We start from the raw sequence: 23,291 nt of genomic DNA, 5'->3' as shown, positions 1-23,291 counted from the left end.
GGTCTCGGGGCGTGCGGCGGCGCCGTATTTTCCGCGGCGCGGCAACGAGGGCTACGTCGTGGAGCATTACGAGCTGACGCTGGACTACCGGGTGGGCCCGAACCGGATGTCGGCGGTCGCGGTGCTGACGTGCCGGGCGACGGCGCGGTTGGCGGCGGTGGTGCTGGACTTCTCCGATCATCTGCGGGTGGATCGGGTGATCCTTCAGGACGGTCGGCGGCTGCGGTTCGAGCATCGCAAGGAGAAGCTGCGGGTGATGCTTCCGGCGGCGGTGGCCGCGGGGGAGCAGGTGGTGGTGGAGGTGGTGTACCGGGGGGCGCCGCGTCCGGTGTCGAGCCGGTATGGCGGGCTGGGTTGGGAGCAGTTGGCCGACGGGGTGTTGGTGGCGTCGCAGCCGACGGGGGCGCCGTCGTGGTTCCCGTGTAATGACCGGCCCGATGAGAAGGCGACGTATCGGGTGCAGGTGAGTACGGCCTCGCAGTACCGGGTGGTGGCGAACGGCCGGCTGGCGCCGGTGGCGCACAGCGGCTCGTCCTCGACGTGGACGTTCGTGCAGGACGCGCCGATGGCGACGTATCTGGCGACGGTGCAGATCGGGCCGTATCAGCGGGTTGATCTGGCCTCGGACGGCAGCGGCGTGCCGCAGTCGCTGGTGGCGCCGGCGCGGCGGGTGCCGGCGGCGCGGGCGGCGTTGGCGCGGCAGGACGAGATGGTGGCGTTGTTCGGCGGGCTGTTCGGGCCGTATCCGTTCGAGGCGTACACGGTGGTGGTGACTGACGACCACCTGGAGATCCCGGTGGAGGCCCAGGGTGTGTCGATGTTCGGCAGCAACCACATGGACGGGGAGTGGGAGCGGCTGATCGCGCACGAGTTGGCGCACCAGTGGTTCGGCAACTCCCTGACCTTGGGCGACTGGCGCGACATCTGGCTGCACGAGGGCTTCGCCTGCTACGCGGAGTGGCTGTGGTCGCAGGGCTGTGGCGAGGGGTCGGCCGACGGGCACGCCCGCACCTGGCACCAGCGGTTGTCCCGGCTTCCGCAGGACCTGGTGCTGGCCGACCCGGGCCCGGCGGATCTGTTCGACGACCGCGTGTACAAGCGGGGTGCGCTGACGTTGCACGCGCTGCGTTTGTCGGTCGGGGACGAGGCTTTCTTCACCCTGCTGCGGACCTGGACCGACCGGTTCCGGTACTCGACGGTGTCCACGGCCGGGTTCGTGGAGGTGGCGTCGTCGGTGGCGGGGCGGGATCTCGGCGGGTTCTTCGACGAGTGGCTGTCTGCGACCGCGCTGCCGGAGCTGCCGGCGATGCCGCGATAGGGCTGGGGGGAGCTGCTTTGCTTCACGAGCTCTGGGACGACGGCGAGGACGGACTCACATTCTGCCTGGCCGGGCCGCCCGGAGACGGCGCGCGTGCGCTGCTCACCGAGCGGGCCCGGCTGGTGTGGACCGTCGAGGCCGCCAGCCACTTCGAGGCGATGACGCTCTACTACGAGCACATGGGGTGGGGCACCTACACCACCCCGTATCCAGAATGGGATAAACAGACGTACGCCGCCCACGGCTGGGAATGAGCCGGGGCGGCTCGAACAACCGGCAGCGCGGGCGAGTGCGGCAGCCCGGCAAGTACGGCGGCCTGTGCCAGTGCGGCGGCTCAGTCCCGCGGTGCGGCGAAGGTGAACAGCTTCCGGGCGTCGATCCGCACCCCGATGCCGCCTTCAAGCCCTTCCATCCACTCCTGGAACGCAGGCCCCTGCTTCGGCAGGTAGTGGTCCAGCATCGCCTGCCGCATCGGCGCGCACTGCGGGCCGTGGAGGTCGAACAGCTCGGCTTGGCCGTGGGCAGTCACCGCCACCTGTTCCCCGGGCAGGTACGTCGCGCTCACCGCCGGGCGCGCCTTCAGGTGGCGGATGCGCACCGCGTCCGGGCCGGAGCTGAACCACCAGGAGCCGTGCAGGAAGTAGCCGTCGAACGGGCCGGTCAGCGGGCGGCCGTCGGCGGTCACGGTCGCCACGGTGATCAGCCGCATGCCCTGGAGGTGGTCGGTCAGCGCGGCGGCGGTCATGCGGCGTTCGTCGGTGATGATGCCGCGCAGGTGCGGGCCGGCGGTGGCGGCGCTGGCGTCGAGGAGGTCCTGAAGTGCGGTCAGTTCTTCGGGGGTTTCGAGCATGGGCCGACATTGCCAGACCGCGCTGACAAAACGCGCTGACAGAACGAGCTGTTCGGAGGCACTCCGGGAGTGGTGACGTCACTATGACGTCACTCTTGCTTGCGGTGACGTCATGATGGCGCTACATTGCTGTCATGGACCTGGAGCCGCATCTCGAATCCCTCCACCAGGCGCTGGCCGCCGCCGCGACGGCCGGCGGCACGGAGGCCGAGGCGCTGATCGAGCGCTTCGCCATCCCGCTGGACGCCGCGTTCCGGCTGGCCATGCTGGACGTCGTCGCCTCGGCCGCCGGGGAGGTCTCCGAGGCGATCGCCCCGGGCCGGGTCGACGTCCGGCTGCGTGACCGGAACCCGGATCTGGTGGTGACGCCACCGCCGACCGGCGGGCCGTCAGCCGCCGCTGCTGACGGCCTCGCCGACGAGTCCGCCGATCTCAGCGTGCTGTCGGTGGACGACGCCGAGCCCGAGGCCGAGGACGACATCCTGGCCCGGGTGAGCCTGCGCCTGCCCGCCCGGCTGAAGACCCAGGTGGACGAGTTGGCCGCCAGGGCCGGCCTGTCGTCGAATGCCTGGCTGGTCCGGGCGGTCGGCGCGGTGGCGGCGGCCGAGGCGCGCCGCGCCCCGCGCTCCGGGCTGCATATCGGCCAGAGTTACTCGGGCTGGTCGAACTGACGGCGGCGGACCGCCGCCGAACCTGCTCATCGATTTATCCGCGACCCATCGAAAGGCATTGCCATGCCCATTTTCGCTACCACTGATCCGATCGCGCTGAAGCTGGAACTGCGTGCCGCCGAGGTTCATCTGCTGGCCGGTCCGCATGAGGAGGGCACGACTGTCGACGTCGTCCCGGCTGACGACACCGCTGCCAGTGTCAAGGCGGCGGCGAGTACGACTGTGGAGTTCTCCGGTGGCCAGTTGGAGATCCGCACGCCTAAGGACCGGGCGCCGTTGTTCGGTCGGGGCAGCAGGTTGTCTCCGAAGTACACCGGTGACGGCACGGTCAAGGTGACTGTCCGGCTGGCCGCTGGTTCCACGGTGAAGGGGGTGGCTGGTCTGGCCCAGCTGAACGGTGCGGGTCGGCTCGGCGAGTGCCGGTTCACCGCCGGTTCGGGCGACATCGTGTTGGGGGAGACCGGGCCGTTGTGGGTGGAGACGGCGTTGGGTGCGGTTTTCGTCGAGGCGGTCGCGGGTTCCGCTCATGTGGTGGCCGCGCAGGGCAAGGTCGAGATCGGCCGGGCCGAGGGCACTGTGGATGTCCGGAACACCAGCGGGGCGACTCGGCTGGGGCAGGTCTGCGGTGCGCTGAAGGTGGCCGGGGTCAACGGGGTGGTCACGGTGGATCGGGCCGATTCCGATGTGGAGGTGAAGGTCACCAACGGCGATATCCGGATCGGGCAGGTGCGCACCGGTTCGGTGCGGTTGGAGACCACTGTCGGGGCGGTGGAGGTCGGGGTCCGGGCCGGTACTTCGGCGTTGCTGGATGTCAGCAGCCTGGTCGGCGGTGTGGCGAACGACTTGGACGATGCCGACGGGCCTACCGGCACGGACCGGGTCAAGATCAGTGCCCGCACTCTGCACGGCGATGTGTGGGTGCACCGCGCCTGAGGTCGTTCGTCGGAAGAGCGCCGGCTATCAGGCGTGCCATTCATCTGAGTAAGGGGGAGGAATCAATGGCTGTGTCACCGCCCGCGATCGAGGTGTCCGGGCTGCGGAAGGCGTACGGCGACAAGACGGTGCTCGACGGCATCGATCTGTCGGTTCCGCAGGGTTCGATCTACGCGCTGTTGGGGCCGAACGGCGCCGGTAAGACCACTGTGGTCAACATTTTGACCACGTTGCTCCCGGCTGATTCCGGGACCGCCCGGATCCTGGGCGATGATGTGCGCCGGGCCGAGCGGATCCGTCCGCTGATCAGTGTGACCGGCCAGTTCGCCGCGGTCGACAATCTCCTCACCGGTGAGGAGAACCTGATCATGATGGCCAATCTGTATCGGTTGGGTCGTGGGCGGGCTAAGGCGCTGGCTGCTGAGCTGCTGGAGAAGTTCGACTTGACCGCGGCGGGCAAGGCTCGGGGGGTGACGTACTCCGGCGGTATGCGCCGTCGGCTGGATCTGGCCATGACCTTGGTCGCGGAGCCTCGGGTGATCTTCCTGGATGAGCCGACGACCGGGTTGGACCCGCGTAGCCGGCATGCGATGTGGGAGATCGTCCGTGATCTGACCGGGCGTGGCGTCACCATTTTCTTGACCACGCAGTACCTGGAGGAGGCCGACCAGCTGGCCGACCGGATCGGGGTGCTGGATCACGGCGTGCTGGTGGCTGAGGGCAGCGCCGACGAGCTCAAGCGGCGGATGCCGGGTGCCAGCGTGCGCCTGGAGTTTTCCGCCGCTGAGCAGCTGGCCGCTGCCGCGGGGCTGTTGGCCGAGGCTGAGCGTGACCCCAAGGCTCTGGCTTTGCGGGTGCCGACTGATGGCGCTCTGCGTTCGCTGCGTGTGCTTTTGGACCGGCTGGACGATGCCGGGGTCGAGGTTGCGAAGGTCAGTGTGCTCAGTGCCGATCTGGATGATGTCTTCCTGGCCTTGACCGAACGGCCCCCGGACTCTATGGAGCGTCCCGCGGCCGTCGCCGGCCGGCCCACTGCGCGCAAGGAGATGTTGTGAGTGCGTCGATCGCGGTCCGGAACTCCGGGACCATGCTGCACCGTAGTCTGCGGCACGGTGTCCGGTTCCCGATGATGCTGGTCACCGGGCTGGTGACTCCGGTGATCCTGTTGCTGATGTTCGTGTATATCTTCGGTGGCGCGTTGGGTTCCGGCGCTGACGGCATGCCGGGTGGCCGTTCGGCCTACCTGGATTACATCGCGCCGTCGATGTTCTTGACGACCGTGTGCTACGGCGGCGGCACCACCGCGGTGACCGTCAGTGTCGACATGACCCAGGGCATCATCAACCGGTTCCGCACGATGCCGATCTCGCAGTCGGCTCTGATGGCCGGGCACATCCTCGGCGGTGTGCTGCGGACCTTGGCGGCGGTCGGGCTGATCATGGCCGCCGCGGTGGGCCTGGGTTTCCGGCCGCATGCCTCCGGCGTGCAGTGGGTGGCCGCGGCCGGTCTGTTGGTGTTGGTGACCGTGGGCCTGACTTGTCTGACGATCGCGTTCGGCGCGGCGGCTAAGAGCCCCGGCGGGGCCAACACGGCGGTGTTGCCGCTTCAGATCCTGCCGCTGATCAGCAGCGCTTTCGTGGCGACCAGGACGATGCCGACCCCGGTCCGGCTGTTCGCGGAGTACCAGCCGTTCACCCCGATCATCAATACCCTGCGGGGGCTGCTGGTCGGCGGGCCGATCGGGCAGGACGCGTGGATCGCGGCCGTCTGGTGCGTGGGCGCGGCGCTGATCGGCTTCACGTGGTCCCGGAGGTCGTTCTCCCAGCGGCGCTGACGCAAAGCCGCCTGATGCCTGCACGGCGACTTGGGATCAGCGCATACACGAGGTGTTGACGGCATGCTGGATCGATGAGCGAAATCTTGATTAGAGCGTCCCGTGCGGGCGACGGTGTGGCCGGCGCGCAGGTGTGGCGGGAGATGGGCAGCCTGTTCTCGGCGACTAATCCGGACACCTTCCACGTGCCGGACTCCGAGGGCCTGGCCGAGTGGCTGGAGGAGATCCACGCCCACAAGCGCGCCGCCGATGACTCGCTGCTTCTCGTCGCGGAGGTGGACGGGGTCGTGGCCGGTACCTTGGGTGCGACGCTGCACGAACCGATCGAGGGCGCCCACCGGGAATTGCAGACCGACTTCGGCCGGCGGCGGCTGCACATCGACAGCCTCGGCGTGCTCGGCGCCTACCGGCGCGACGGTGTCGGCACGGCCCTGATGCAGGCGGCCGAGGCGTGGGGCCGTGAGCGGGGTGCGGAACTGGTGCTGCTGGAGACCGAGACCAACAATGCCCTGTCTGTGCCTTTCTATGAGAAGCGCATGGGGTACAGCCCGCGGGAGTTCGTCTTCCGCAAGGAGCTCGGCGCCGAAACCGTCTGATCCGGCCTGCCGCCCGCCGCTCCACGTATCAAGCTCGTGTCGCGGCGGGCGGCGGTTCGGTCAGGGCTTCAGGGTTTCAGGGCTGGATGTTCTTCAGGTCATCGAGCAGGCTGGGGTGCGTCGGGCGCCAACCGAGGGCCTGGCGGGTGTGAGCGCTGGAGGCCGGCTGGTCCATCGCGAAGATCACGCCGAACGGGCCGAAGTCCTCCTGCGGCACGGTCTGGACCGGCAGGCCCAACTGCTGCCCGATGACGTTCGCGATATCGAGTACCGCGTCGCCCTCGTCGGCGACGGCGTGCCAGGTCGTTCCGGCCGGGGCCGATTCCAGGGCGATCCGGAACAGGGCGGCGGCGTCCAGGGCGTGCACGGCCGGCCAGCGCTGCGTACCGTCGCCCGGGTAGCCCACGGTTCCGGTGCGGCGCGCGTGCTGGGCGAGCAGGCCGGCGAATCCGCCGTCGCCCTGGTTGTGGACGGTGCGCGGCATGCGCACGGCTGCGGCGCGCACACCGCGCGAGGCCAGCTCCAGCAGTTCGTTGACAGAGCGGGCGCGCCCGCCGACCGGTCCATCGGTCCGTGCCGGGTCGGCCTCGGTGCTGGCGCGGCCTGGCACCCAGGGTGTCCCGGAGACGGTGACGATCGGGCGGTCGCTGCCGATCAGCTCCTGTCCCAGCGCGGCCATGGCGGCGCTTTCCTCGGCGATGGACGCCGCCAGCGCCTCCGGGCTGGCGTAGTCGCGGCCGAACGCCAGCGAGATGACGCCGTCGGACTGTGCGGCGCCGGCGCGCAGGACATCGAGGTCCGCGATGGTTCCCGGCAGCGGCTCGGCGCCGGCGGCCTTGAGGGTCTGCGCGGAGGCGTCCGAGCGGGCGAGGGCGAGAACGGTGTGGCCGTTGGCGAGCAGTTCGGCGACCACGGCGGTGCCGATGGTGCCGGTGCCGCCGGTGACGAGGACGCGCATGGGATTCTCCAAAAGTGATGGGACTGTTGTCTCATCACCATAGCAGGGTGACGGGACTCATGTCCCATCACCTATGATGGGCGCATGGCGCGATGGCAACCGGGGGCGACCCAACGACTGGTCGTGGCGGCGGTGGAACTGTTCAACGAACAGGGCTACGACGCCACCACCGTGGCGCAGATCGTCGAGCGCGCCGGAGTCACCAAGAGCACCTTCTTCCGGCACTTCTCCGACAAACGCGAGGTCCTGGTGGCCGGGCAGGAGACGCTGAGCCGGCTGCTGGCCGACGGCATCGCCGAGGCGCCGGCGGGCTCCAGCCCACTGGAGGCGGTCGCGGCGGGCCTGGAGCGCGCCGCAAACGAAATGGGCCCGGTCAACCGCGAAATCGGCCCCGGGCTGAAAGCGGCCGTGGCGGCCAGCATCGAACTGCAGGAGCGCGAGGTCCTCAAAAGCGTCAGCCTGGCAGCCGCGATGAAGGCGGCGCTCGTCGATCGCGGTGTCCCCGATCCGACCGCGCACCTGGCCGCCGAACTGGGAGTCCTGGCGTTCAAGCGGGCCTACACGCAGTGGTCTGAAGGCGACCAGGACGATGACAGAACCCTCGCGCACCATGCTCGCGCCGCGCTGAACGATCTGCGCGAGGCAGCCACGTCACTGGGCTGACCGCGGCTTCGCGGATCGGCCCAGCCGCCCGAGGCCGACGGCGACGGTCCGGCGAATCCCGCGGCGGTTCACCCGAATCGGGCGAGGCGCCATCACCCCGCCGGCCCGCAGGCTGAAGTCGAACCCAAAGCCTTCTACCGCGCTGCCGGCGGATTCTGCCCTGGGCAGTACGCGGGGGCGTCCGACGTGGAAAGAGCAGACCATGAACACTACGCAGTCGCCGCGCGCCCACGTCTCACGGCGGCGGACCGCAGTAGCGGTCGCGGCCGCCGGCGCCGGCGCCGTGGTCAAAGCACCCGATGAGGTGATCACGTGCAGCATCTACGCCGTCACCGCCCCGAACCCGCAGAGCAGCCGCGTTGTGACCGGCCACGCCTGGATCCAGCGCAGCGCGGCGGTTTCGCGGCTGTCGATGTGGGTCGCTCTGTACCGCAACAACGTGCGGATGGACGAGGTCGAATATGCGGACACCAATAACGCCCGCCTCGACGGGTGGGACACGACAACCTGTCATTCCACCGGCAGCGGCGATTGGATGGTGGGTACCAAGGGATTCGTCAACTACCCGAATGGCTACAACCCGCCCACGGGCAACTTCGGCGGCAAGGGCTATTTCTCCCCGGCCAGGCCCCTGAACTGCTAGGGCCTGGGCGGTTCGGGCCCGAACTGCTCGGGCCCGAACCGCTAGCGCCGGAGTACGCAGCCGCGGATGGTCTGTGTGCCCTGGAGCGTGAGGGTCACGGTGCGGCCCACGGCTCCAAGTCCCAGGCGGAGAACCCGAACCCGTCCCACAAGGCCCGCTCGGTCTCCTGCGGCCCGTCCTGTACCCGCTCCGGGGTGTCCCAGATCTTGGTGGCGCGGGTGGCCGGGGTGTAGCTGCGCCAGCCGGGGTGGCCGGTGCGGGCGAAGCCGGACCAGGCGTCCATCATGTCCTGCGACAGCTTGGTCAGCTGCGGGCGTTCGGCGGCCAGGGTCGCGGCGCCGCGCGGGTAGGCGTCCAGGTCCAGGTTGCCCAGGACGAACGGCAGCTCCTCGGTGTGCATCGCGCCCAGGTTCTGCGCCTCCGGCACGCCGGTGGCGTAGGGGACGTGCCAGTTGAACTGGTACACGTACGTCGGGCGCCACCGCGCCTGGGCCTGGGCCATCCGCAGCGTCGGCACCCGCATCACCTGGTCGGTGAGCATCGCGTTGACCACGCGGCCCTGGCTCAGGGCCGGCCGGTCGGCCGCGTACTGCGCGTACATGCTCTGCTTCTGTGCGGCCAGCACCGCCGGGAAGCTCTGGTAGGCGGACAGCGGCAGGTCCAGCAGCTGCGGTGCGAACATGGCCCAGTAGTCGGTCTCGTTCTCGGTGGTGCCGAGCATGACGTCGACGTGCCGGGCGCTGCCGGCGGCGATCCGGTCGACCACCGGGCCGGGGATCAGCGCGCCGTCGATCGACGGGCCGAAGAACAGGGCCGAGGCCAGGCCGGACTGGCCCTGCTGGGCCTTGGCCTGGAGCTGGAGCAGCTTCTCGGTGCTCATCGCGTCCAGCTGCGCCACGCTGGTGATCCCGCCGGTGGCCAGCACGTGCGCGGCGGCGTCCTTCGCGTACTGCGCGGTGTGGACCAGGTAGCCGGGGCCGCTTTCCACGATGGCCCGCCGGAACAGCCGCTCGGGGTGATCCCCGGCCAGCAGCGCGGAGATGGAGATGGCGCCGGCGGACTGGCCGAAGACGGTGACGTCGCCCGGGTTGCCGCCGAAGCCCCGGATCTGCTGCCGCACCCACGTCAGGGCGGCGATCTGGTCACGCAGCCCGTTGTTGCCCGAGCCGGTGTAGCGCGGATCCAGGGCGCCGAGTTCGGTCCAGCCGAGCAGCCCGAGCCGGTAGTCGACGCTGACCACGACCGCGTCGCCGCGTTCGGCCAGCGCCGCGCCGTCGAACACCGGCTCGTTCGCCGAGCCCAGCTCATCGGCGCCGCCGTGCAGGAACACCAGCACCGGCTTGCCCGCGCCGCCGGAGCGCGGCTGCCAGATCTGCGTGTACAGACAGTCCTCGCTGCCGCCCCCGCCGACGCTCAGGTCCTGCGGGCAGCCCGGCTTGGCGGCGGTCGCCGACAGCGTGCCGTGCCACGGCGCCGCCGGGGCCGGCGGCAGGAACCGGCGCGAACCGGTGGGCGGCGCGGCGTAGGGGACACCGAGGTAGGCACAGGTGCCGCCCTCGGCCACGCCCTGCACCCGGCCGAGCGTGGTGCTGGTCGTACACCCGCGGCCGCCCCGCCCGGCAACCCCGGCGACAGCCCCGCCGCCGGAAGCCGCCGCGGCCGGGGCCGCCGCACACAGCAGCCCGCCCAGCAACAGCCCGACCGTGGCCGCCGCCGGCCGCCGCACACCCCTGACGCTTATGTGGAACACGAATCAGAGCCCTTCGTACCGATGCCGGGGCCCGAATGATCCCGGCTGTCCCAGCTTGACGGTCCGGGCCCGGCACGGGCATCGGCCCGCGGGTGGAGTTCTGGATCTCCACCCGACAGGGCCAGGGGCGCAGGTGGATCAGGGGCCTCCACCCCAGGGAGGAGGAGCCGGGGCCGGGCTACTGGTGCCGCATCCACAGATTGGTCTCGGCGTAAAGCCCGCGGTCGTGCTCGCGGTCGATGTCCACGAGGTCGAGCGCGTCCGGTACCACGTACTGCCCGGTCTGCGGGAACGCCATCCCCGCCCACCGCTCCCACTCCGCAACGGTCCCGGGCACGACCATGGACCGGGGCGCCGGGCCCAGGACCGTCGCGCCGAGCCGCTGATGCGTGCGCACCCACGGGTCCAGGTGCAGCCCGTCGGAGCGGGTCCAGGCGGCGAACTGTGCCATCGGCGTCAACGGGTATTTGGCTTTCAGGGCCGGCCGCACCGGCGCGATGACCCGCGACAGCCCGGCCGCACTTGCCCGCTCCCGCAACGCCGACAGCACCTTGCCTGCCAGTCCGCCGCCGGTGCGGTCGGGGCGCACCGTTGCGGCCATGATGCACAGCGTGTCAGGCGCGACACCGCTCTCATGTCCGGTCACCGACTCGACCAGCGCGCCGTCATAGCCGTCCGGGATCGTGGCCGTCTGGCCGTCCCAGCGCAGCGCCACCGCGCGGCCGTCGGCCAACACCTCGCCGTCTTCCACCAGCAGCACATCGAACTGCGGGAAGTAGCTGCGCACCCGGTCGCGGTAGGTGTTGGACAGCGGGTCGCGGAGCACGAACGCCGGCCAGCCGCCGGAGAGCAGGGACTTCGCGGAAGCTTCAAGGTCGGGGCGGTCGGCGGTGGTGACGATCTCAATGGTGGCCATGCGGCGATCTTAGGAGCTGTGGCGCGGCCGCAACCCGGGAGTCAAACCCCGCCAGTCCTGCCGAAACCATCCCCGACTGGGAGTCCTAGCCAAGATGAATCACCCATGCCATGCTCTTAGCTGAGATGAACTGATAATCAGAGCTCGTACATCTCAGTTCATCGATACCACCTCCCACCGTGGAAGGAACCCCATGCACCTGAAGTCCACTGTCGCCCTGGCCGTCTGCGCCGTGGCCGTCGGCATCGCCGTCCCCGCCCAGGCCTCGGCGGCCACCGGCCGCGCCAACCCGCTGCCGTGCACCTTCGGCGGCTACGCCACCCCCGGCAACGGCGCGATGTACACCGCCACCTGTACCGCCCCGGCCTCCCAGCAGTGGCAGGAAATGGTCCAGTGCCGTCACGACAGCCCGCGCGAGCCCGCGCTCTACTACGCCTGGGGCAACATCGTGACCGGCAACGGCACGTCCAAGGCGACGTGCGGCACGGAAGCCGGCGCGTACAGCAACCCGTACGTAGTGCTCGTCTAGGCCCCAGACCCAGACCCAGCCTCAGCCTCAGCACCCTGATCGCGGCACCCCGTTCCGGTCAGCCCGGAACGGGGCGGGCTCGGGCTCCATACCGGCGCCCGGCAACCAGCTACAGCGGCTTCACCATGACAGCCACCCCGTCGCGCCGCGAGGCGATGACCCGCCGCCCCGGCACCAGCTCCGAGGCCGCCACCTGCGCCCTGGCGATCCGCGCCCCGGTACTGGCCCGCAGCAGCGTCGAGTCCTCGACCGCCAAGTCCACGACCGAGCCGTCCGCCGCCGCGATCCGCACCGAGCCCGCGTCCGCGGCCACGATCGGACCGACCACCGCCGCCGGGGCCGCAGGATCCTGATACCGCACATCGACCGACAACCGGAGCCCGCAGCCAGAGCGGTTGGCCAACCCGGTGTGGACCAGCGCCTCATGCATCAGCACGACATCGCCGACCCCGTAGGCCGCCGACCGCCACAACCCGCGCAGCGGCGGCAACGACTCCGGAGCCATACAGCCCCAGCAGTGGCTGCCGACAGCCACCGCCAGACCGCCCAACTCCTCGCCGATCCCCATCAGCGGGATCCAGGCCGTGGTCATGGCGAACCCCGGATTGAGCAGAGCGTCCTGATGGATCCCGGTCGCGCCACCGGGCGGCATGACCCGATAACGCGCCAGCGGGATGAAGCCGACCGGCGCTCCCGCGACCTGCGCGAAGAACCCCGCCACCGCCGGGGTAGCGACCAGCGACTCCCACAGCGCCTGTTTGTTGAACAACTCCTGCAAGTCGTGCTCGCCGGAAGCCGTCAACTCCCCGCCGATCCACGCCGGCACCGGCCCGCCACTGGAGACAAGCCCCTGCGAAGCGAGGATGCTTACCAACTCCTCCCCGACGGCGCGCACCGCATCAGCGGCCAAGACGTCCCGGAAGAGGAGATACCCGTCCCGCTCGAACCGGGCCCGAAGCCGCACCGGATCGGCCAGCAGCTCGTTCGCCACCCGCATCTCGGACATCGTGCCAGTCGTACCCGCGCGCTCAGCCGGCCAACCGGCCCGAGCCCGCCAGCGGATTGGCCAACGTCCCGGCCAACTGCAACGCCCCGGCCGGATCGCCCAGATCGACCATCTGCTGGTTGTTCCGCAGCTGAAGCCGGTTCAAGCAGGACAGCGCGAACCGCGGCGCGAACAGGTCGAAGCGCCCGAACCGCTCGGCCAGCTCCGGCATCGAGTCCTGATACGCGTGCACACACTCGGCGACCGTGGCCCAGAACACCTCCTGGCCCAGCACCCCCTGCCCGGCCAGGATCGCGTTGAGATACCGCAGGAAACAGTCGAACACATCGGTGAAGATCGACAGCAGCCGGAGCTCCTCCGGCACCTGCACCCGGATCCGCTCCACACCCGCCGGCAACGGCACCGCGGCGTCCATCACCGCGATCTCCTCGGCGATGTCCTTGAACACGACCCGCTCCACCGCGCCGGCCTCGTCCAGCACCAGGATCACGTTCTCGCCGTGCGGCATGAACACCAGACCGTAGGCGTAGAAGCAGTGCAGCAACGGCGTCAGATACGCCTCCAGATACCGCCGCAGCCACACCCGCGGCGCCAACCCCGACTCCTCGATCAGCGCCGCCGCCAGCGAACTCCCGTCCCGATCCACATGCAGCAGACTCGCCATCGTCGCCAACCGCCGCCCCGGCTCCAACGCCGGCACCGGGCTCTGACGCCACAACGCCGCCAGCATCTTCCGATACGGCGAGGACGCCCCGGTCGCCGCCTCGAACTGCCGATGCCGATACCCCACCGCCGCCCGCTCCCGGATCACCGACAACCCGGCCCGCTTCAGCACCGCGTCATCGGCGATCAACGCCGCCAGCCAGTCGTTGATGGCCGGCGTCGCCTCCATATAAGCGGCCGACAACCCCCGCATGAACCCCATGTTCAGCACCGACAGCGCCGTCTTCACATAATGCTTGGCCGGATCGGTGGCGTTGAAGAACGTCCGGATCGACTGCTGCGGCACATACTCGTCATCGCCCGGGCCCAGACACACCAGCCGCTGCCGGGCGATGTCCCCGGCGAACGTCACCGCCAGCTTGTTCCACCACTGCCAAGGATGCACCGGGATCAGCAGATAATCGTCCAGATCCAGGCCCAGCCCGGTCATCACCGCACCGAACAGCCCCAACAACTCCGCACCGAGCTCAGAGCGGATCAAACTCTCATAATCAATGTCCGCCGACGCCGAGAACGCCGCGTGGTCCCGATGCGCCGCCACCCAGATCAGCCGCACCGGATGCGCGGCCTCCGGCGCGTACTGCCGGAAATCGTCGACCCCGAACCCGATCCGGCCACTGCCGGCCACGAACGTCGGATGCCCCTCGGTCATCTCCGACTCGATCCGCTGGAAATCGGCGCGTGCCACCTGCGCGGCGGACATCGGCGGCTTGCTGAGTTTGTACGCGGCGCTGGCCAGGGTGGAGCTGATCTCTTCCAGGTAGACCGGCAGCACCTGATCGCTCAGGCCGAGCGTGCCGCGCAGTTCGGTGCAGAATTCGGCGGCGTCCAGTGGCAGCTTGCGGCCGTCTTTGACGCGCACGATGCTTTCGGTGTCGATCTGCCAGTGTTCCAGGGCCAGGATCTGGGCGGTGAAGCGGTATTGGACTGTGCCGTCGTCGCTGTGTAGTTCGAAAGTGCCGCCGGTGTCGGCTACCGGTTGTGGGGTGAGCAGCCGTTCGTGGGAGAACTCGGCGATGGCCTTGCGGACCAGGTGCCGGTTGGCGCGGTCCCAGGTGTCGGGCGTCAGGTGGCGAACGGCGTCGCGGGGGTTCATTCGGCGGTTCCTCGGTGCGGGAGTGCTGGGACGGTGGGCAGTGCGGCGGTGGCGGATTGGAAGGCGTGCCAGGTGCACACGCTCAGCAGCGCTTCCTTCTCGGGTTTGGTGATCCGGCCCACGACCTGGAAGCCGACCGCGGCGTTGAGCGCGTGGACCGCGGTGTTGGCGACGTCCGGTTCGACGACCACCCGCAGCGCGTCCGGATCGGTGAAGATCCAGGCCAGTACGGCGGTGATGACGGCCCGGGTGAAGCCGTGCACCGGGGTGCGGCCCGGCGCGCACAGGAAGTGCATCCCGACGTCGCCGTCTTCGGGTTCGTACAGACCGGCCAGCTCGACGTACCGGGGGTCGTAGCGTTCGGCCAGGAATCCCGGCCGGCCCTCGACCAGTCCCAGGAACGCCTCGTGGTGCCGGTGTGCGGCGATCCGCTGGTACTCCTGGCGGACCTGCTCCACGGTGCGGTCCTGCATCAGCCAGAACGCTGTCTTCGGGTGGGTGACCCAGCGGTGCAGCATCTCGATCTCGGTGTCGTCCTCGGCCTGGATCGGCCGCAGCGTGATGTTCCCGATCGGGCTGGCCATGGTGAAGCCGCTGGTGAGGCCGTTGGTGAAGCCGGGTATCGGGGCGGTCATATCAGGAGCCCGTCCGGTGCGCCGAAGTCCTGGAACGCGATGGTCTTCTCCACCGGGTAGTAGTCCCGGCCGAGCATCTCGCTGATGATCCAGGAGTTGCGGTAGGCGCCCATGCCCAGGTCCGGGGAGGTGATGCTGTGGGTGTGGGTGCCGCCGTTCTGCAGGAAGACCTCGCTGCCGGCGGTGTCGATGCTGTAGTTGCGGGCGACGTCGAACCGGCCGTGCCGGTCCCAGCGCAGCCGGTCCCGGACCGGTTCCAGGAAGTCCGGGGTCTGATACCGGTAGCCGGTGGCCAGCACCAGGCCCTGGGTGGCCAGCGAGAACGCCCGGTCCTGCTCGTGATGGTGCAGGTCCAGGGTGTAGGTGCCGCCGGTCTGGTCGTAGCGGGCCGCGCGCATCTCGGTGTTGGTGACCAGCCGGGTCGCGACCGGGCCGTGCACGCTCTTGAGGTACAGGCAGTCGAAGATCTCGTTGATCAGTTCCGTGTCGATGCCTTTGAACAGGCCCTTCTGTTCGGCCTCCAGCCGGTAGCGGGTGTCCTCTGCCAGCGCGTGGAAGTAGTCCACGTAGTCCGGCGAGGTCATCTCCAGGGTGAGTTTGGTGTATTCCAGCGGGAAGAACCGCGGCGACCGGGTCACCCAGCTCAGGTGATAGGTGTCGGGGCCGGCGTCGGCGAGCAGGTCGAGGTAGATCTCCGCGGCGCTTTGGCCGCTGCCCACGACCGTGACACTCTCCTTGCCCTGCAAAGCAGCCTTGCCGCCCAGGTAGTCGGCGCTGTGGACCAGATCGCCGCCGAGGCCGGCGCAGGCGTCCGGGATGTGCGGCGGCGTCCCGGTGCCCAGGACCAGACGACGGGCCCGGTCCACGGCCGCCAGGCCGGTGTCGGCGTCGACCGACCGGACCACATAGCAGCGGTCTGCCTCGTCGTAGTCGACACGGGACACCTTGGCCCCGAAACGCACATTGCGCAGCCGGGCCGCGGCCCAGCGGCAGTACTGGTCGTACTCGGCACGGATCGGGTAGAAGCTCTCCCGGATATAGAAGGGGTAGAGCCGCCCGGTCTCCTTCAGGAAGTTCAGGAACGAGAACGGCGACGTCGGGTCGGCCAGGGTCACCAGATCGGCCATGAACGGCGTCTGCAATGTCGCCGTCTGAAGCAGCATCCCGGGATGCCAGGCGTAGGCGGCCTCGGTGCGGGCCTCCAGGAACAGTCCGTCCAGGCCGTCTATCGGATCGGTCAGGCAGGCCAGGCCCAGGTTGTAGGGGCCCAGGCCGATGGCGATGAAGTCGTGCGTGGTCAAAGGAGGGCTTCTTCCGTGGCTCGGTCAGGCACGCCGGGCGTCGGCGGCGCTCAACGCCTGGACGTACTCGGCGGCGTGGCCCGCGATCAGGTCCAGGACGTGCGCGATGTCGTCGACCGTGGTCTCGGGGTTCAGCAGGGTGAACTTCAGGTAGTGCCGGCCGCCCACCTTCGTCGCGGCCACCAGCGCCGCGCCGGAGGCGGCCAGCGCTTGGCGGGCATACAGGTTCGCGCCGTCGGCCAGGTCGCGGGCCGGGCCCTCCGGCGGCAGGTAGCGGAAGACCAGGGTGCTGAGCTGCGAGCGGGTCACCACCTCGAACCGCGGATCGACGGTGAGCAGCACCCAGGCCTGCCCGGCCCGGTCGATCACCTCGTCGAACAGCTCGCCCACGGCGTCCGGGCCCATGATCCGCAGCGTCAGCCACAGCTTGAGCGCGTCGAACCGGCGCGTGGTCTGGATGCTCTTGTCGACCTGGTTGGGGATGCGCTGCTCGACGGCGCGCGCCGGGTTCAGGTAGTCGGCGTGGTAGGTGGCGTGGGTCAGGGTCGCGCGGTCGCGGACGATCAGGGCGCTGGAGCTGACCGGCTGGAAGAACGCCTTGTGGAAGTCGACGGTGACCGAGTCGGCGTGTTCGATGCCGGTCAGCAGCGCGCGCCGGGATCGGGAGACCAGCAGGCCGCAGCCGTAGGCGGCGTCGACGTGGAACCAGGCGCCGGATTCGGCGCACAGGGTGGCGATCGCGGGCAGCGGGTCGATGGAGCCGAAGTCGGTGGTGCCGGCGGTGGCGACCACGGCCATCGGGATGAACCCGGCCCAGCGGCACTGCTCCAGTTCCCAGGCCAGGGCTTGTGGCCGCATCCGCTTGCGGGTGTCGGTCTCGACGGTTACCACGGCCTCCGGGCTCAGGCCGAGCATCTTCGCGGATTTGCGGACGCTGAAGTGTCCGGCTTCGGAGACGAAGATGCGCAGCCGGTCCATGATGTGTCGCGTCCCGCCGTGGCCGCTGGCGTGTTCCGGGACTGATTCGGCGGCTGCGGCCTTGGCCAGTGCCTCTTCGCGGGCCAGCAGCAGGGCTTGGAAGTTGGATTGGCTGCCGCCGCTGGTGAATACGCCGTCGGCGGCCGGGCCCAGGCCGATCCGTTCGGCGGTCCAGTCGATCAGGCGGCGCTCGATCAGGGTGCCGCCGGCGCTTTGGTCCCAGGTGTCCAGGGAGGAGTTGATGGCGGACAGGACGGCTTCGCCGAGCAGTGCCGGGATCACGACCGGGCAGTTGAGGTGTGCCAGGTAGCGGGGGTGGTGGAAGTAGACGGCGTCGCGCAGGTAGAGGTCTTGGAGTTCGTCCAGTGCGGCGGTGGTGTCTTCCAGCGGCCGGTCCAGGTCGATGCCGGTGATGCCGGGGGCCAGGTCGGCGGGGGCGATGCCGGTGAACGGGCTGGTCGCGGCCGCGATCTGGTCGCTGATCCGGTCGATGCCGTCGGACAGGCTGGTCCGGTAGCGGTCGAGGGTGCGGTCGTTGAACAGGTGCCGGGCGGCGTCTTCGACGGCGGGGGAGAAGATGGCGCGGGCGGTGGCGACGGCGGTGGCCTGAGGGCTCACGAGGCGTCTCCCGGCTGCCGGCCGGCGGTGGCGGGCTCGGTGCGTGCCGGTTCGGCGGCTGCGGCAGCCGGTTCGGCGTCGGGCAGTCCGGCATCTACTGGTCCCGCGGTCGCGGCTGCGGCGGCGATCTTCTCAGTGCGCAGATCCTCCTCGGTCGCGCCGAGGCGCCAGTATCCGGAGAACTCCACGCGGCGGCGGTCGAGGCCGCGTTCGCCGACCAGGTGGCGCCGCAGGGTCTTGACCATCGCGGACTCCCCGGCCAGCCAGGCGTAGGGCGCCCCGTCGGGGAGACTCGCATCGCGGATCTCCTCGGCCAGCAGCGCGCCGGGTCGCTGCGCCGGATCGCGGACCAGCCAGGTGATGTCGGCTTCTGCGGCGCTGAGTAGTTCCTGGGTGTCTTTCAGGTCCGGCACCTCGATCCAGGCCCGGGCCCGGATGCCCTCGGGCAGCCATTCCAGGATTGCGGCGGCGGCCGGCAGCGCGGTCTCGTCGGCGGCGATGAGGACCCAGTCGGTGTCGGCGGGCGGCTGGAAGCCGATGCTGCGGTTGTCCTGGTCGGCCGGGCCGAGCAGGACTACGCGGTCGCCCGGTGTGGCCTCGGCGGCCCAGCGGGATGCGGGCCCGGCCGAGCCGGCGCTGCCGGTGCCGTGCAGGACGAAGTCGACGTCGACCTCGTGGTGTTCGCGGTCGTGGGACCGGATGGTGTAGGAGCGCATGACGGCCCGCTGGTCCTGCGGCATGGCCCGCCACTGTCCGAACCAGTCGTCTCCGGCGTCGGTGGGCACGATCGGCACTTGCTGCCCGGCCTGCGGCAGGAACAGCGAGAAGCTCTGGTCCCGGCCGCCGCCGGCGAAGTCCCGCAGCTGCTCGCCGCCGAAGGTGACGCGCACGATCGAGGGTCCCAGCCGCCGGGTGGCGACCACCCGGGCCTGGAAGAACCGGAACTTGCCGTGTACGAGCCTGGACGCTGATTCGGCCGTGGCCGTCGGCGGCAGTGCGCCGTCCGGGGAGCAGATCGCCGCTGCTGCCGCACTGGCGGCCAGGACCGCCGTCACCGAAGAAGCCGCCGTCACTGAAGAAGAGGTCATTGTCAGCTCACCTTCTTGGAGTTCTGAATCGCTTTGGCGAGGTTTTCCAGCAGCGGAGCGGCACCGGCGTAGGAGAAACGCGGCACGGCGTCCCAAGCGGTGACTTGTCCGGCCTTCACTGCGGGCAGTGCGTTCCAGGTGGGCTTGGCGGCGAGCTGCTGCGGCTGCAACGCGGTGGAGCGGCTGTCCAGCAGGATCAGGTCGGCCGGGTACTTGTCGGCGTTCTCCCAGCTCAGGCTCTCGAAGTAGTCGCCGCTGTCGAGCTTGTCCGGGACGATGAGCTCCACGCCGAGTTCGGCGAAGTACATCAGGTCGGCGGCGATCTTCGGGTTGGAGGCGTAGAACGTGTTGGCGCTGCCGGAGGCGGCGAGCACCTTCAGTCCGCCGGCTGCCTTGGCCGCGGTGCGCAGCGTCTCGGCGGCGGTCTGGAACCGGGTCTTGGCGCTGGTCACCTTCGGCGCGTTCAGGTCGGCGCCGAGGGAGGCGGCCAGGTCGGCGTAGCGCTGGATCGGGGTGGGCAGCGATACCCGCGCGACGTTGATCGCGACGCTGGGCGCGAGCTTGGCGATCTGGTCTTTGCTCTCGTCCGGCACGTACCACAGGGCTCCGGGCTCGTACATGTGCGTGACCAGCAGCTGCGGGTTGAGCGCGGCGTACTTCTCGACGTTGAACTCGCCCCAGACGTTGCCCAGCACGCTCACTTTGCCGACGTTCAGGTCGCCGGCCTGTGCGGTGGGTTTGCCGTCGGGCAGCGTGGTCTCGCCGAACACGCCGACGATCTGCTTGTCGACGCCGAAGTCGATGAGCGCCGCGGCGGTGCCGGTGAACGCCACGACGCGGGTCGGGGCGGCCGAGGCCTTCACCGTCTGTTTGCGGTCGTCGGTGAAGGACCAGGGCCCGGCCGGGCCGGTTTTCGCCGCCGCGCCGCTGTCGGACGCAGAGCTCGAACCGCCGTTGCCGCCGCAGGCGGCGAGGACGGCGGCCAGGGCGCCGCCGCCGGCCGCGGCCAGCACGCCACGTCGGGACGGTGCGGAGATATGTGAGGAGAGGGGCATGAATGTCGCTTTCTCGGGGTTGAGGTGCCTACCCGGCGCCAGCGAGGTTAGGTTAGCCTAACCTGAGCAACGGCCCAAGAGGGGTCGCCCGATCCGCGGAACCGGAGCCAGGACTTGTCAGCCACCGCACCACCGCAGGCCCCTGAGGCCGCCGTCCCGATACCCCGCAGGTCAGCCGGCGCGCGCCGGCTGAGCCGAGGCGCGGGCCTGGCCGTCGCGTCCGCTTTGCTGGCCGTGGTGCTGGTGCTGAGCATCAGCTTCGGCGCGCGATCGCTGTCGGTGGGCCAGGTGTGGGATGGCCTGACCGATCCGGCCTCGCCGTCCTACACGGTGGTGCACCAGATGCGGCTGCCTCGCACGCTGCTCGGTCTGCTGGTCGGGGTGGGTCTGGGGCTGGCCGGTGCGGTGATGCAGGCGCTGACCCGCAATCCGTTGGCCGATCCCGGGCTGTTGGGGGTGAACGCCGGGGCTTCGGCGGCGGTGGTGAGTGCGACTTGGCTGTTCGGGATCGGCACGTTCGACGGCTACATCTGGTTCGCGTTGGCCGGGGCTGCGGCCGCTACCACGTTCGGCTATCTGATCGGCGGGGGCCGGTCGGCGACGCCGGTGCGGTTGGCGTTGGCCGGGGCGGCGTTGAACGCGGCGCTGTTCTCTTATGTCAGTGCCGCGATGCTGTTGGATTCGGCTTCGTTGCAGGCGATGCGGTTCTGGACGGTCGGGTCGCTGGCCGCTGCGACGCCTTCGACCGTGGTCAGGGTGTTGCCGTTCATCGCCGCCGGGGTCGTGGTGGCGTTGGGGTTGGCCCGGCCGTTGAACGCGCTGGCGCTGGGGGAGGATTCGGCGGTGGCGTTGGGTTCGCGGCCGACCGCGATCCGGGCCGCGGCGATCGTGGCGGTGACGCTGTTGTGCGGGGCGGCCACTGCCGCGTGCGGGCCGATCGTGTTCGTCGGGCTGATGGTGCCGCACGTGGTGCGGGTCGTCACCGGCCCGGATCTGCGCTGGCTGCTGCCGTACTGCGCGGTGCTGGCGCCGGTGGTGCTGCTGGGTGCCGATGTGCTCGGCCGGGTGCTGGTGCGGCCCGCTGAGATTCAGGTGGGCGTGGTCACCAGTGTGCTGGGCGGTCCGGTGTTCCTGTATTTCCTGCGCCGGGGTAAGGCGGTGCGGGCATGAGGGTTCTGCGAGGCGCCGCCTTGTCGGTGCGTTACCGGCCCCGGGCGGTCACGGCCACCGCCGTGTTCGCCGTGGTGGCGTTCGCTGCCGTGGTCCTCACCCTCGGCAGCGGCGACTACCGGATCGCGCCGGCGGAGGTGCTGCGGACGTTGTTCGGCGGCGGCACGGTCGCCGACCATTTCATCGTCGTGCAGCTGCGGCTGCCCCGGGTGGTGACCGCGCTGCTGGTCGGGGCGGCGCTGGCGTTGGCCGGCGCGGTGTTCCAGTCGCTGGTCCGCAATCCGCTGGGCAGCCCTGACATGCTCGGCTTCACCGAGGGCGCGGCCACCGGCGCGCTGGTCGTGGTCGTGGCCGGCGGCAGCAGTGCGGCGCTGGCCTGCGGGGCGGTGGCCGGGGGAGTGGCGACCGGGATCGGCGTCTACGTCCTGGCCTGGCGCCGCGGCGTGCACGGCTACCGGCTGATCCTGGCCGGGATCGGGGTCTCGGCGATCCTCAGCGGCGTCAACGGCTACCTGCTGACCAAGGCGCAGCTGATGGACGCCACCCGGGCGCTGCTGTGGATCACCGGGAGCCTGGACGGCCGGGCCTGGGCCGACGCGGTACCGCTGGCGATCGCGATGGCCGTGCTGGTGCCGGTGGTGCTGATCACCTGTAGCAGGGCCCTGCATGTCATGGAGATGGGTGACGACACCGCGGCGGCCCTGGGTGTGTCGGTGGAACGGGTCCGGCTCACGGCGCTGGTCGCCGCGGTGCTGCTCACCTCGTTCGCCGCGGCTGCCGCCGGCCCGGTTTCGTTCGTGGCCCTCACCTCGCCGCAGCTGGCCAAGCGGCTGACCCGGGCGCCGGGGCCGAACCTGATCCCCTCGATGCTGCTCGGCGCGGTGCTGATGACCTGCGCCGATCTGGCGGCGCAGCACGCGATCCCCGGGCGTCAGCTGCCGGTCGGCGTCGTCACCGGGGTGTTGGGCGGCGGGTACCTGATGTGGCTGCTGGCGACGGGACGCAAGGCCGGACGGATATGAGCACGGATCTATGAGTACAGATCGATGAGCACGGATCTATGAGTACAGATCGCAAGGACCAGCACAGCGACCTCGAAGAAATGGGCAGGGACATGAGCACCACGATGACCGACACCGCGATGCCCGAGACGACGGCCCCGTCCCGCCTCGGCGGCACCGCACTGACCCTGGCCTACGACGGCCGGACCGTCGCCGAGGACCTCAGCGTCGCGATCCCGGACCGGTCCTTCACCGTCATCGTCGGCCCCAACGCCTGCGGCAAGTCCACGCTGCTGCGGGCCCTGTCCCGGCTGCTGAAGCCGAAGGCCGGGACCGTGGTGCTGGACGGCACCGACATCGCGACCCTGCCCACCAAGCAGGTCGCCCGCATCGTCGGCCTGCTGCCGCAGACCTCGATCGCACCGGACGGCATCACCGTCGCCGACCTCGTCTCCCGTGGCCGGCACCCGCACCAGGGACTGCTGCGGCAGTGGTCGCGCCAGGACGAGCAGATCGTCGCCGAGTCGATGGCCGCCACCGGCGTCACCGACCTGGCCGACCGGGCCGTCGACGAACTGTCCGGCGGCCAGCGGCAGCGGGTGTGGACCGCGATGGTCCTGGCCCAGCAGACCCCGCTGCTGCTGCTCGACGAGCCCACCACCTACCTGGACATCGCCCACCAGGTGGACATCCTGGACCTGTGCGCCCGCCTGCACGAGGACGAAGGCCGCACCCTGGTCGCGGTGCTGCACGACCTCAACCAGGCCGCCCGCTACGCCACCCACCTGATCGTGCTCTGCGACGGCCGGGTCGCGGCCTGCGGGCGGCCGGAGGAGATCGTCACCGCCGAGCTGGTGCACCAGGTGTTCGGGCTGACCTGCCGGGTCATCGAGGACCCGGAGAGCGGGACGCCGCTGGTGGTGCCCGGCGCGCGGCGGCGTTCCGGGGCTTAGGCCCAG

The 23,291-nt window shown here is 70.1% G+C and carries 24 protein-coding genes; 13 read left to right on the top strand and 11 right to left on the bottom strand.

Features of this window, described 5'->3' with window-relative positions; all coding sequences use genetic code 11:
• Together KGQ19_RS21550 and KGQ19_RS21545 are read left to right on the top strand one after the other, a co-directional pair.
• The coding region (locus tag KGQ19_RS21550; RefSeq protein WP_212011007.1) for a M1 family metallopeptidase at window positions 1-1,318 on the top strand (1,318 nt) is incomplete at its 5' end.
• A 17-nt stretch (window positions 1,319-1,335) separates the two neighbouring features.
• Window positions 1,336-1,572 (top strand): hypothetical protein, encoded by a 237-nt coding sequence (locus KGQ19_RS21545; RefSeq protein WP_212011006.1) that lies wholly within the window; start codon window positions 1,336-1,338, stop codon window positions 1,570-1,572.
• Between the two features lie 80 nt (window positions 1,573-1,652).
• Here KGQ19_RS21545 and KGQ19_RS21540 read toward each other — a convergent pair whose 3' ends face one another.
• Window positions 1,653-2,168, bottom strand: coding sequence for a pyridoxamine 5'-phosphate oxidase family protein (locus KGQ19_RS21540; protein ID WP_212011005.1), 516 nt, complete (start codon window positions 2,166-2,168; stop codon window positions 1,653-1,655).
• Window positions 2,169-2,302: 134 nt separating this feature from the next.
• Between KGQ19_RS21540 and KGQ19_RS21535 the strand changes: the two genes are divergently transcribed.
• The 5 genes from KGQ19_RS21535 (at window position 2,303) to KGQ19_RS21515 (ending at window position 6,202) form a co-directional block, all read left to right on the top strand.
• Window positions 2,303-2,839: a ribbon-helix-helix protein, CopG family gene (locus tag KGQ19_RS21535; RefSeq protein WP_212011004.1), complete on the top strand. Its 537-nt coding sequence runs from the start codon at window positions 2,303-2,305 to the stop codon at window positions 2,837-2,839.
• A gap of 63 nt (window positions 2,840-2,902) precedes the next feature.
• Window positions 2,903-3,772 (top strand): DUF4097 family beta strand repeat-containing protein, encoded by an 870-nt coding sequence (locus KGQ19_RS21530; protein WP_212011003.1) that lies wholly within the window; start codon window positions 2,903-2,905, stop codon window positions 3,770-3,772.
• 65 nt (window positions 3,773-3,837) lie between these two features.
• The gene (locus tag KGQ19_RS21525) at window positions 3,838-4,827 is read left to right on the top strand and encodes an ATP-binding cassette domain-containing protein (RefSeq protein WP_212011002.1); all 990 of its coding nucleotides are present in this window, start codon (window positions 3,838-3,840) and stop codon (window positions 4,825-4,827) included.
• Complete coding sequence (locus tag KGQ19_RS21520; protein WP_212011001.1) at window positions 4,824-5,606, top strand: ABC transporter permease; 783 nt, start codon at window positions 4,824-4,826, stop codon at window positions 5,604-5,606. Before KGQ19_RS21525 ends, KGQ19_RS21520 begins: the two co-directional genes overlap by 4 nt.
• A 74-nt stretch (window positions 5,607-5,680) precedes the next feature.
• Window positions 5,681-6,202 carry a GNAT family N-acetyltransferase gene (locus KGQ19_RS21515; protein ID WP_212011000.1) on the top strand — a complete coding sequence of 174 codons (522 nt, stop codon included), beginning with the start codon at window positions 5,681-5,683 and terminating at the stop codon, window positions 6,200-6,202.
• Window positions 6,203-6,278: 76 nt separating this feature from the next.
• Here KGQ19_RS21515 and KGQ19_RS21510 read toward each other — a convergent pair whose 3' ends face one another.
• A complete protein-coding gene (locus KGQ19_RS21510; RefSeq protein WP_212010999.1) occupies window positions 6,279-7,160 on the bottom strand; it encodes an SDR family oxidoreductase in 882 nt (293 codons plus the stop codon).
• Window positions 7,161-7,244: 84 nt separating this feature from the next.
• Here KGQ19_RS21510 and KGQ19_RS21505 point away from each other — a divergent pair, with 84 nt between their 5' ends.
• Window positions 7,245-7,823, top strand: coding sequence for a TetR/AcrR family transcriptional regulator (locus KGQ19_RS21505; protein WP_212010998.1), 579 nt, complete (start codon window positions 7,245-7,247; stop codon window positions 7,821-7,823).
• A 202-nt stretch (window positions 7,824-8,025) separates the two neighbouring features.
• A complete protein-coding gene (locus KGQ19_RS21500) occupies window positions 8,026-8,466 on the top strand; it encodes a hypothetical protein (protein WP_212010997.1) in 441 nt (146 codons plus the stop codon).
• 94 nt (window positions 8,467-8,560) lie between these two features.
• Here the strand turns inward: KGQ19_RS21500 and KGQ19_RS21495 are convergent, their stop codons facing one another.
• Together KGQ19_RS21495 and KGQ19_RS21490 are read right to left on the bottom strand one after the other, a co-directional pair.
• The gene (locus KGQ19_RS21495) at window positions 8,561-10,216 is read right to left on the bottom strand and encodes a carboxylesterase/lipase family protein (protein ID WP_212010996.1); all 1,656 of its coding nucleotides are present in this window, start codon (window positions 10,214-10,216) and stop codon (window positions 8,561-8,563) included.
• A gap of 178 nt (window positions 10,217-10,394) precedes the next feature.
• Entirely contained in the window at window positions 10,395-11,132 is a 738-nt protein-coding gene (locus KGQ19_RS21490) for a hypothetical protein (protein WP_212010995.1), read from the bottom strand.
• 193 nt (window positions 11,133-11,325) lie between these two features.
• Here KGQ19_RS21490 and KGQ19_RS21485 point away from each other — a divergent pair, with 193 nt between their 5' ends.
• Entirely contained in the window at window positions 11,326-11,661 is a 336-nt protein-coding gene (locus KGQ19_RS21485; RefSeq protein WP_212010994.1) for a hypothetical protein, read from the top strand.
• Window positions 11,662-11,770: 109 nt separating this feature from the next.
• On the opposite strand, the gene KGQ19_RS21480 is transcribed toward KGQ19_RS21485, so the two are convergent.
• The 7 genes from KGQ19_RS21480 to KGQ19_RS21450 are packed head-to-tail and all read right to left on the bottom strand — an operon-like array spanning window position 11,771 to window position 20,161.
• Window positions 11,771-12,667 carry a phytanoyl-CoA dioxygenase family protein gene (locus KGQ19_RS21480; protein ID WP_212010993.1) on the bottom strand — a complete coding sequence of 299 codons (897 nt, stop codon included), beginning with the start codon at window positions 12,665-12,667 and terminating at the stop codon, window positions 11,771-11,773.
• A 22-nt stretch (window positions 12,668-12,689) separates the two neighbouring features.
• A complete protein-coding gene (locus KGQ19_RS21475; RefSeq protein ID WP_212010992.1) occupies window positions 12,690-14,486 on the bottom strand; it encodes an IucA/IucC family protein in 1,797 nt (598 codons plus the stop codon).
• Window positions 14,483-15,070, bottom strand: coding sequence for a GNAT family N-acetyltransferase (locus tag KGQ19_RS21470; protein WP_212011012.1), 588 nt, complete (start codon window positions 15,068-15,070; stop codon window positions 14,483-14,485). Before KGQ19_RS21470 ends, KGQ19_RS21475 begins: the two co-directional genes overlap by 4 nt.
• A gap of 47 nt (window positions 15,071-15,117) precedes the next feature.
• A complete protein-coding gene (locus tag KGQ19_RS21465) occupies window positions 15,118-16,422 on the bottom strand; it encodes a lysine N(6)-hydroxylase/L-ornithine N(5)-oxygenase family protein (RefSeq protein WP_212010991.1) in 1,305 nt (434 codons plus the stop codon).
• A gap of 24 nt (window positions 16,423-16,446) precedes the next feature.
• Entirely contained in the window at window positions 16,447-18,018 is a 1,572-nt protein-coding gene (locus KGQ19_RS21460; protein WP_212010990.1) for a pyridoxal phosphate-dependent decarboxylase family protein, read from the bottom strand.
• Window positions 18,015-19,106: a siderophore-interacting protein gene (locus KGQ19_RS21455; protein ID WP_268907909.1), complete on the bottom strand. Its 1,092-nt coding sequence runs from the start codon at window positions 19,104-19,106 to the stop codon at window positions 18,015-18,017. The genes KGQ19_RS21460 and KGQ19_RS21455 overlap by 4 nt, the downstream gene beginning before the upstream one ends.
• A 2-nt stretch (window positions 19,107-19,108) precedes the next feature.
• On the bottom strand, window positions 19,109-20,161 hold the full coding sequence (locus KGQ19_RS21450; RefSeq protein ID WP_212010989.1) for an ABC transporter substrate-binding protein: 1,053 nt from the start codon (window positions 20,159-20,161) through the stop codon (window positions 19,109-19,111).
• 114 nt (window positions 20,162-20,275) lie between these two features.
• On the opposite strand from KGQ19_RS21450, the gene KGQ19_RS21445 reads away from it, so the two are divergent.
• The 3 genes from KGQ19_RS21445 to KGQ19_RS21435 all read left to right on the top strand — a co-directional run bounded on the left by KGQ19_RS21445 (window position 20,276) and on the right by KGQ19_RS21435 (window position 23,285).
• Window positions 20,276-21,331, top strand: a complete 1,056-nt coding sequence (locus tag KGQ19_RS21445; protein WP_212010988.1) for a FecCD family ABC transporter permease — start codon at window positions 20,276-20,278, stop codon at window positions 21,329-21,331.
• Window positions 21,328-22,353: a FecCD family ABC transporter permease gene (locus KGQ19_RS21440; protein ID WP_212010987.1), complete on the top strand. Its 1,026-nt coding sequence runs from the start codon at window positions 21,328-21,330 to the stop codon at window positions 22,351-22,353. Before KGQ19_RS21445 ends, KGQ19_RS21440 begins: the two co-directional genes overlap by 4 nt.
• Before the next feature lie 104 nt (window positions 22,354-22,457).
• Window positions 22,458-23,285, top strand: a complete 828-nt coding sequence (locus KGQ19_RS21435; RefSeq protein WP_368862131.1) for an ABC transporter ATP-binding protein — start codon at window positions 22,458-22,460, stop codon at window positions 23,283-23,285.
• The last annotated feature ends 6 nt before the right edge of the window (window positions 23,286-23,291 follow it).

This window comes from Catenulispora pinistramenti, assembly GCF_018274385.1.
Taxonomy (GTDB): domain Bacteria; phylum Actinomycetota; class Actinomycetes; order Streptomycetales; family Catenulisporaceae; genus Catenulispora; species Catenulispora pinistramenti.
The sequence above is the reverse complement of the archived record's forward strand: the minus strand, read 5'-3'. Positions and strand labels throughout refer to the sequence as shown.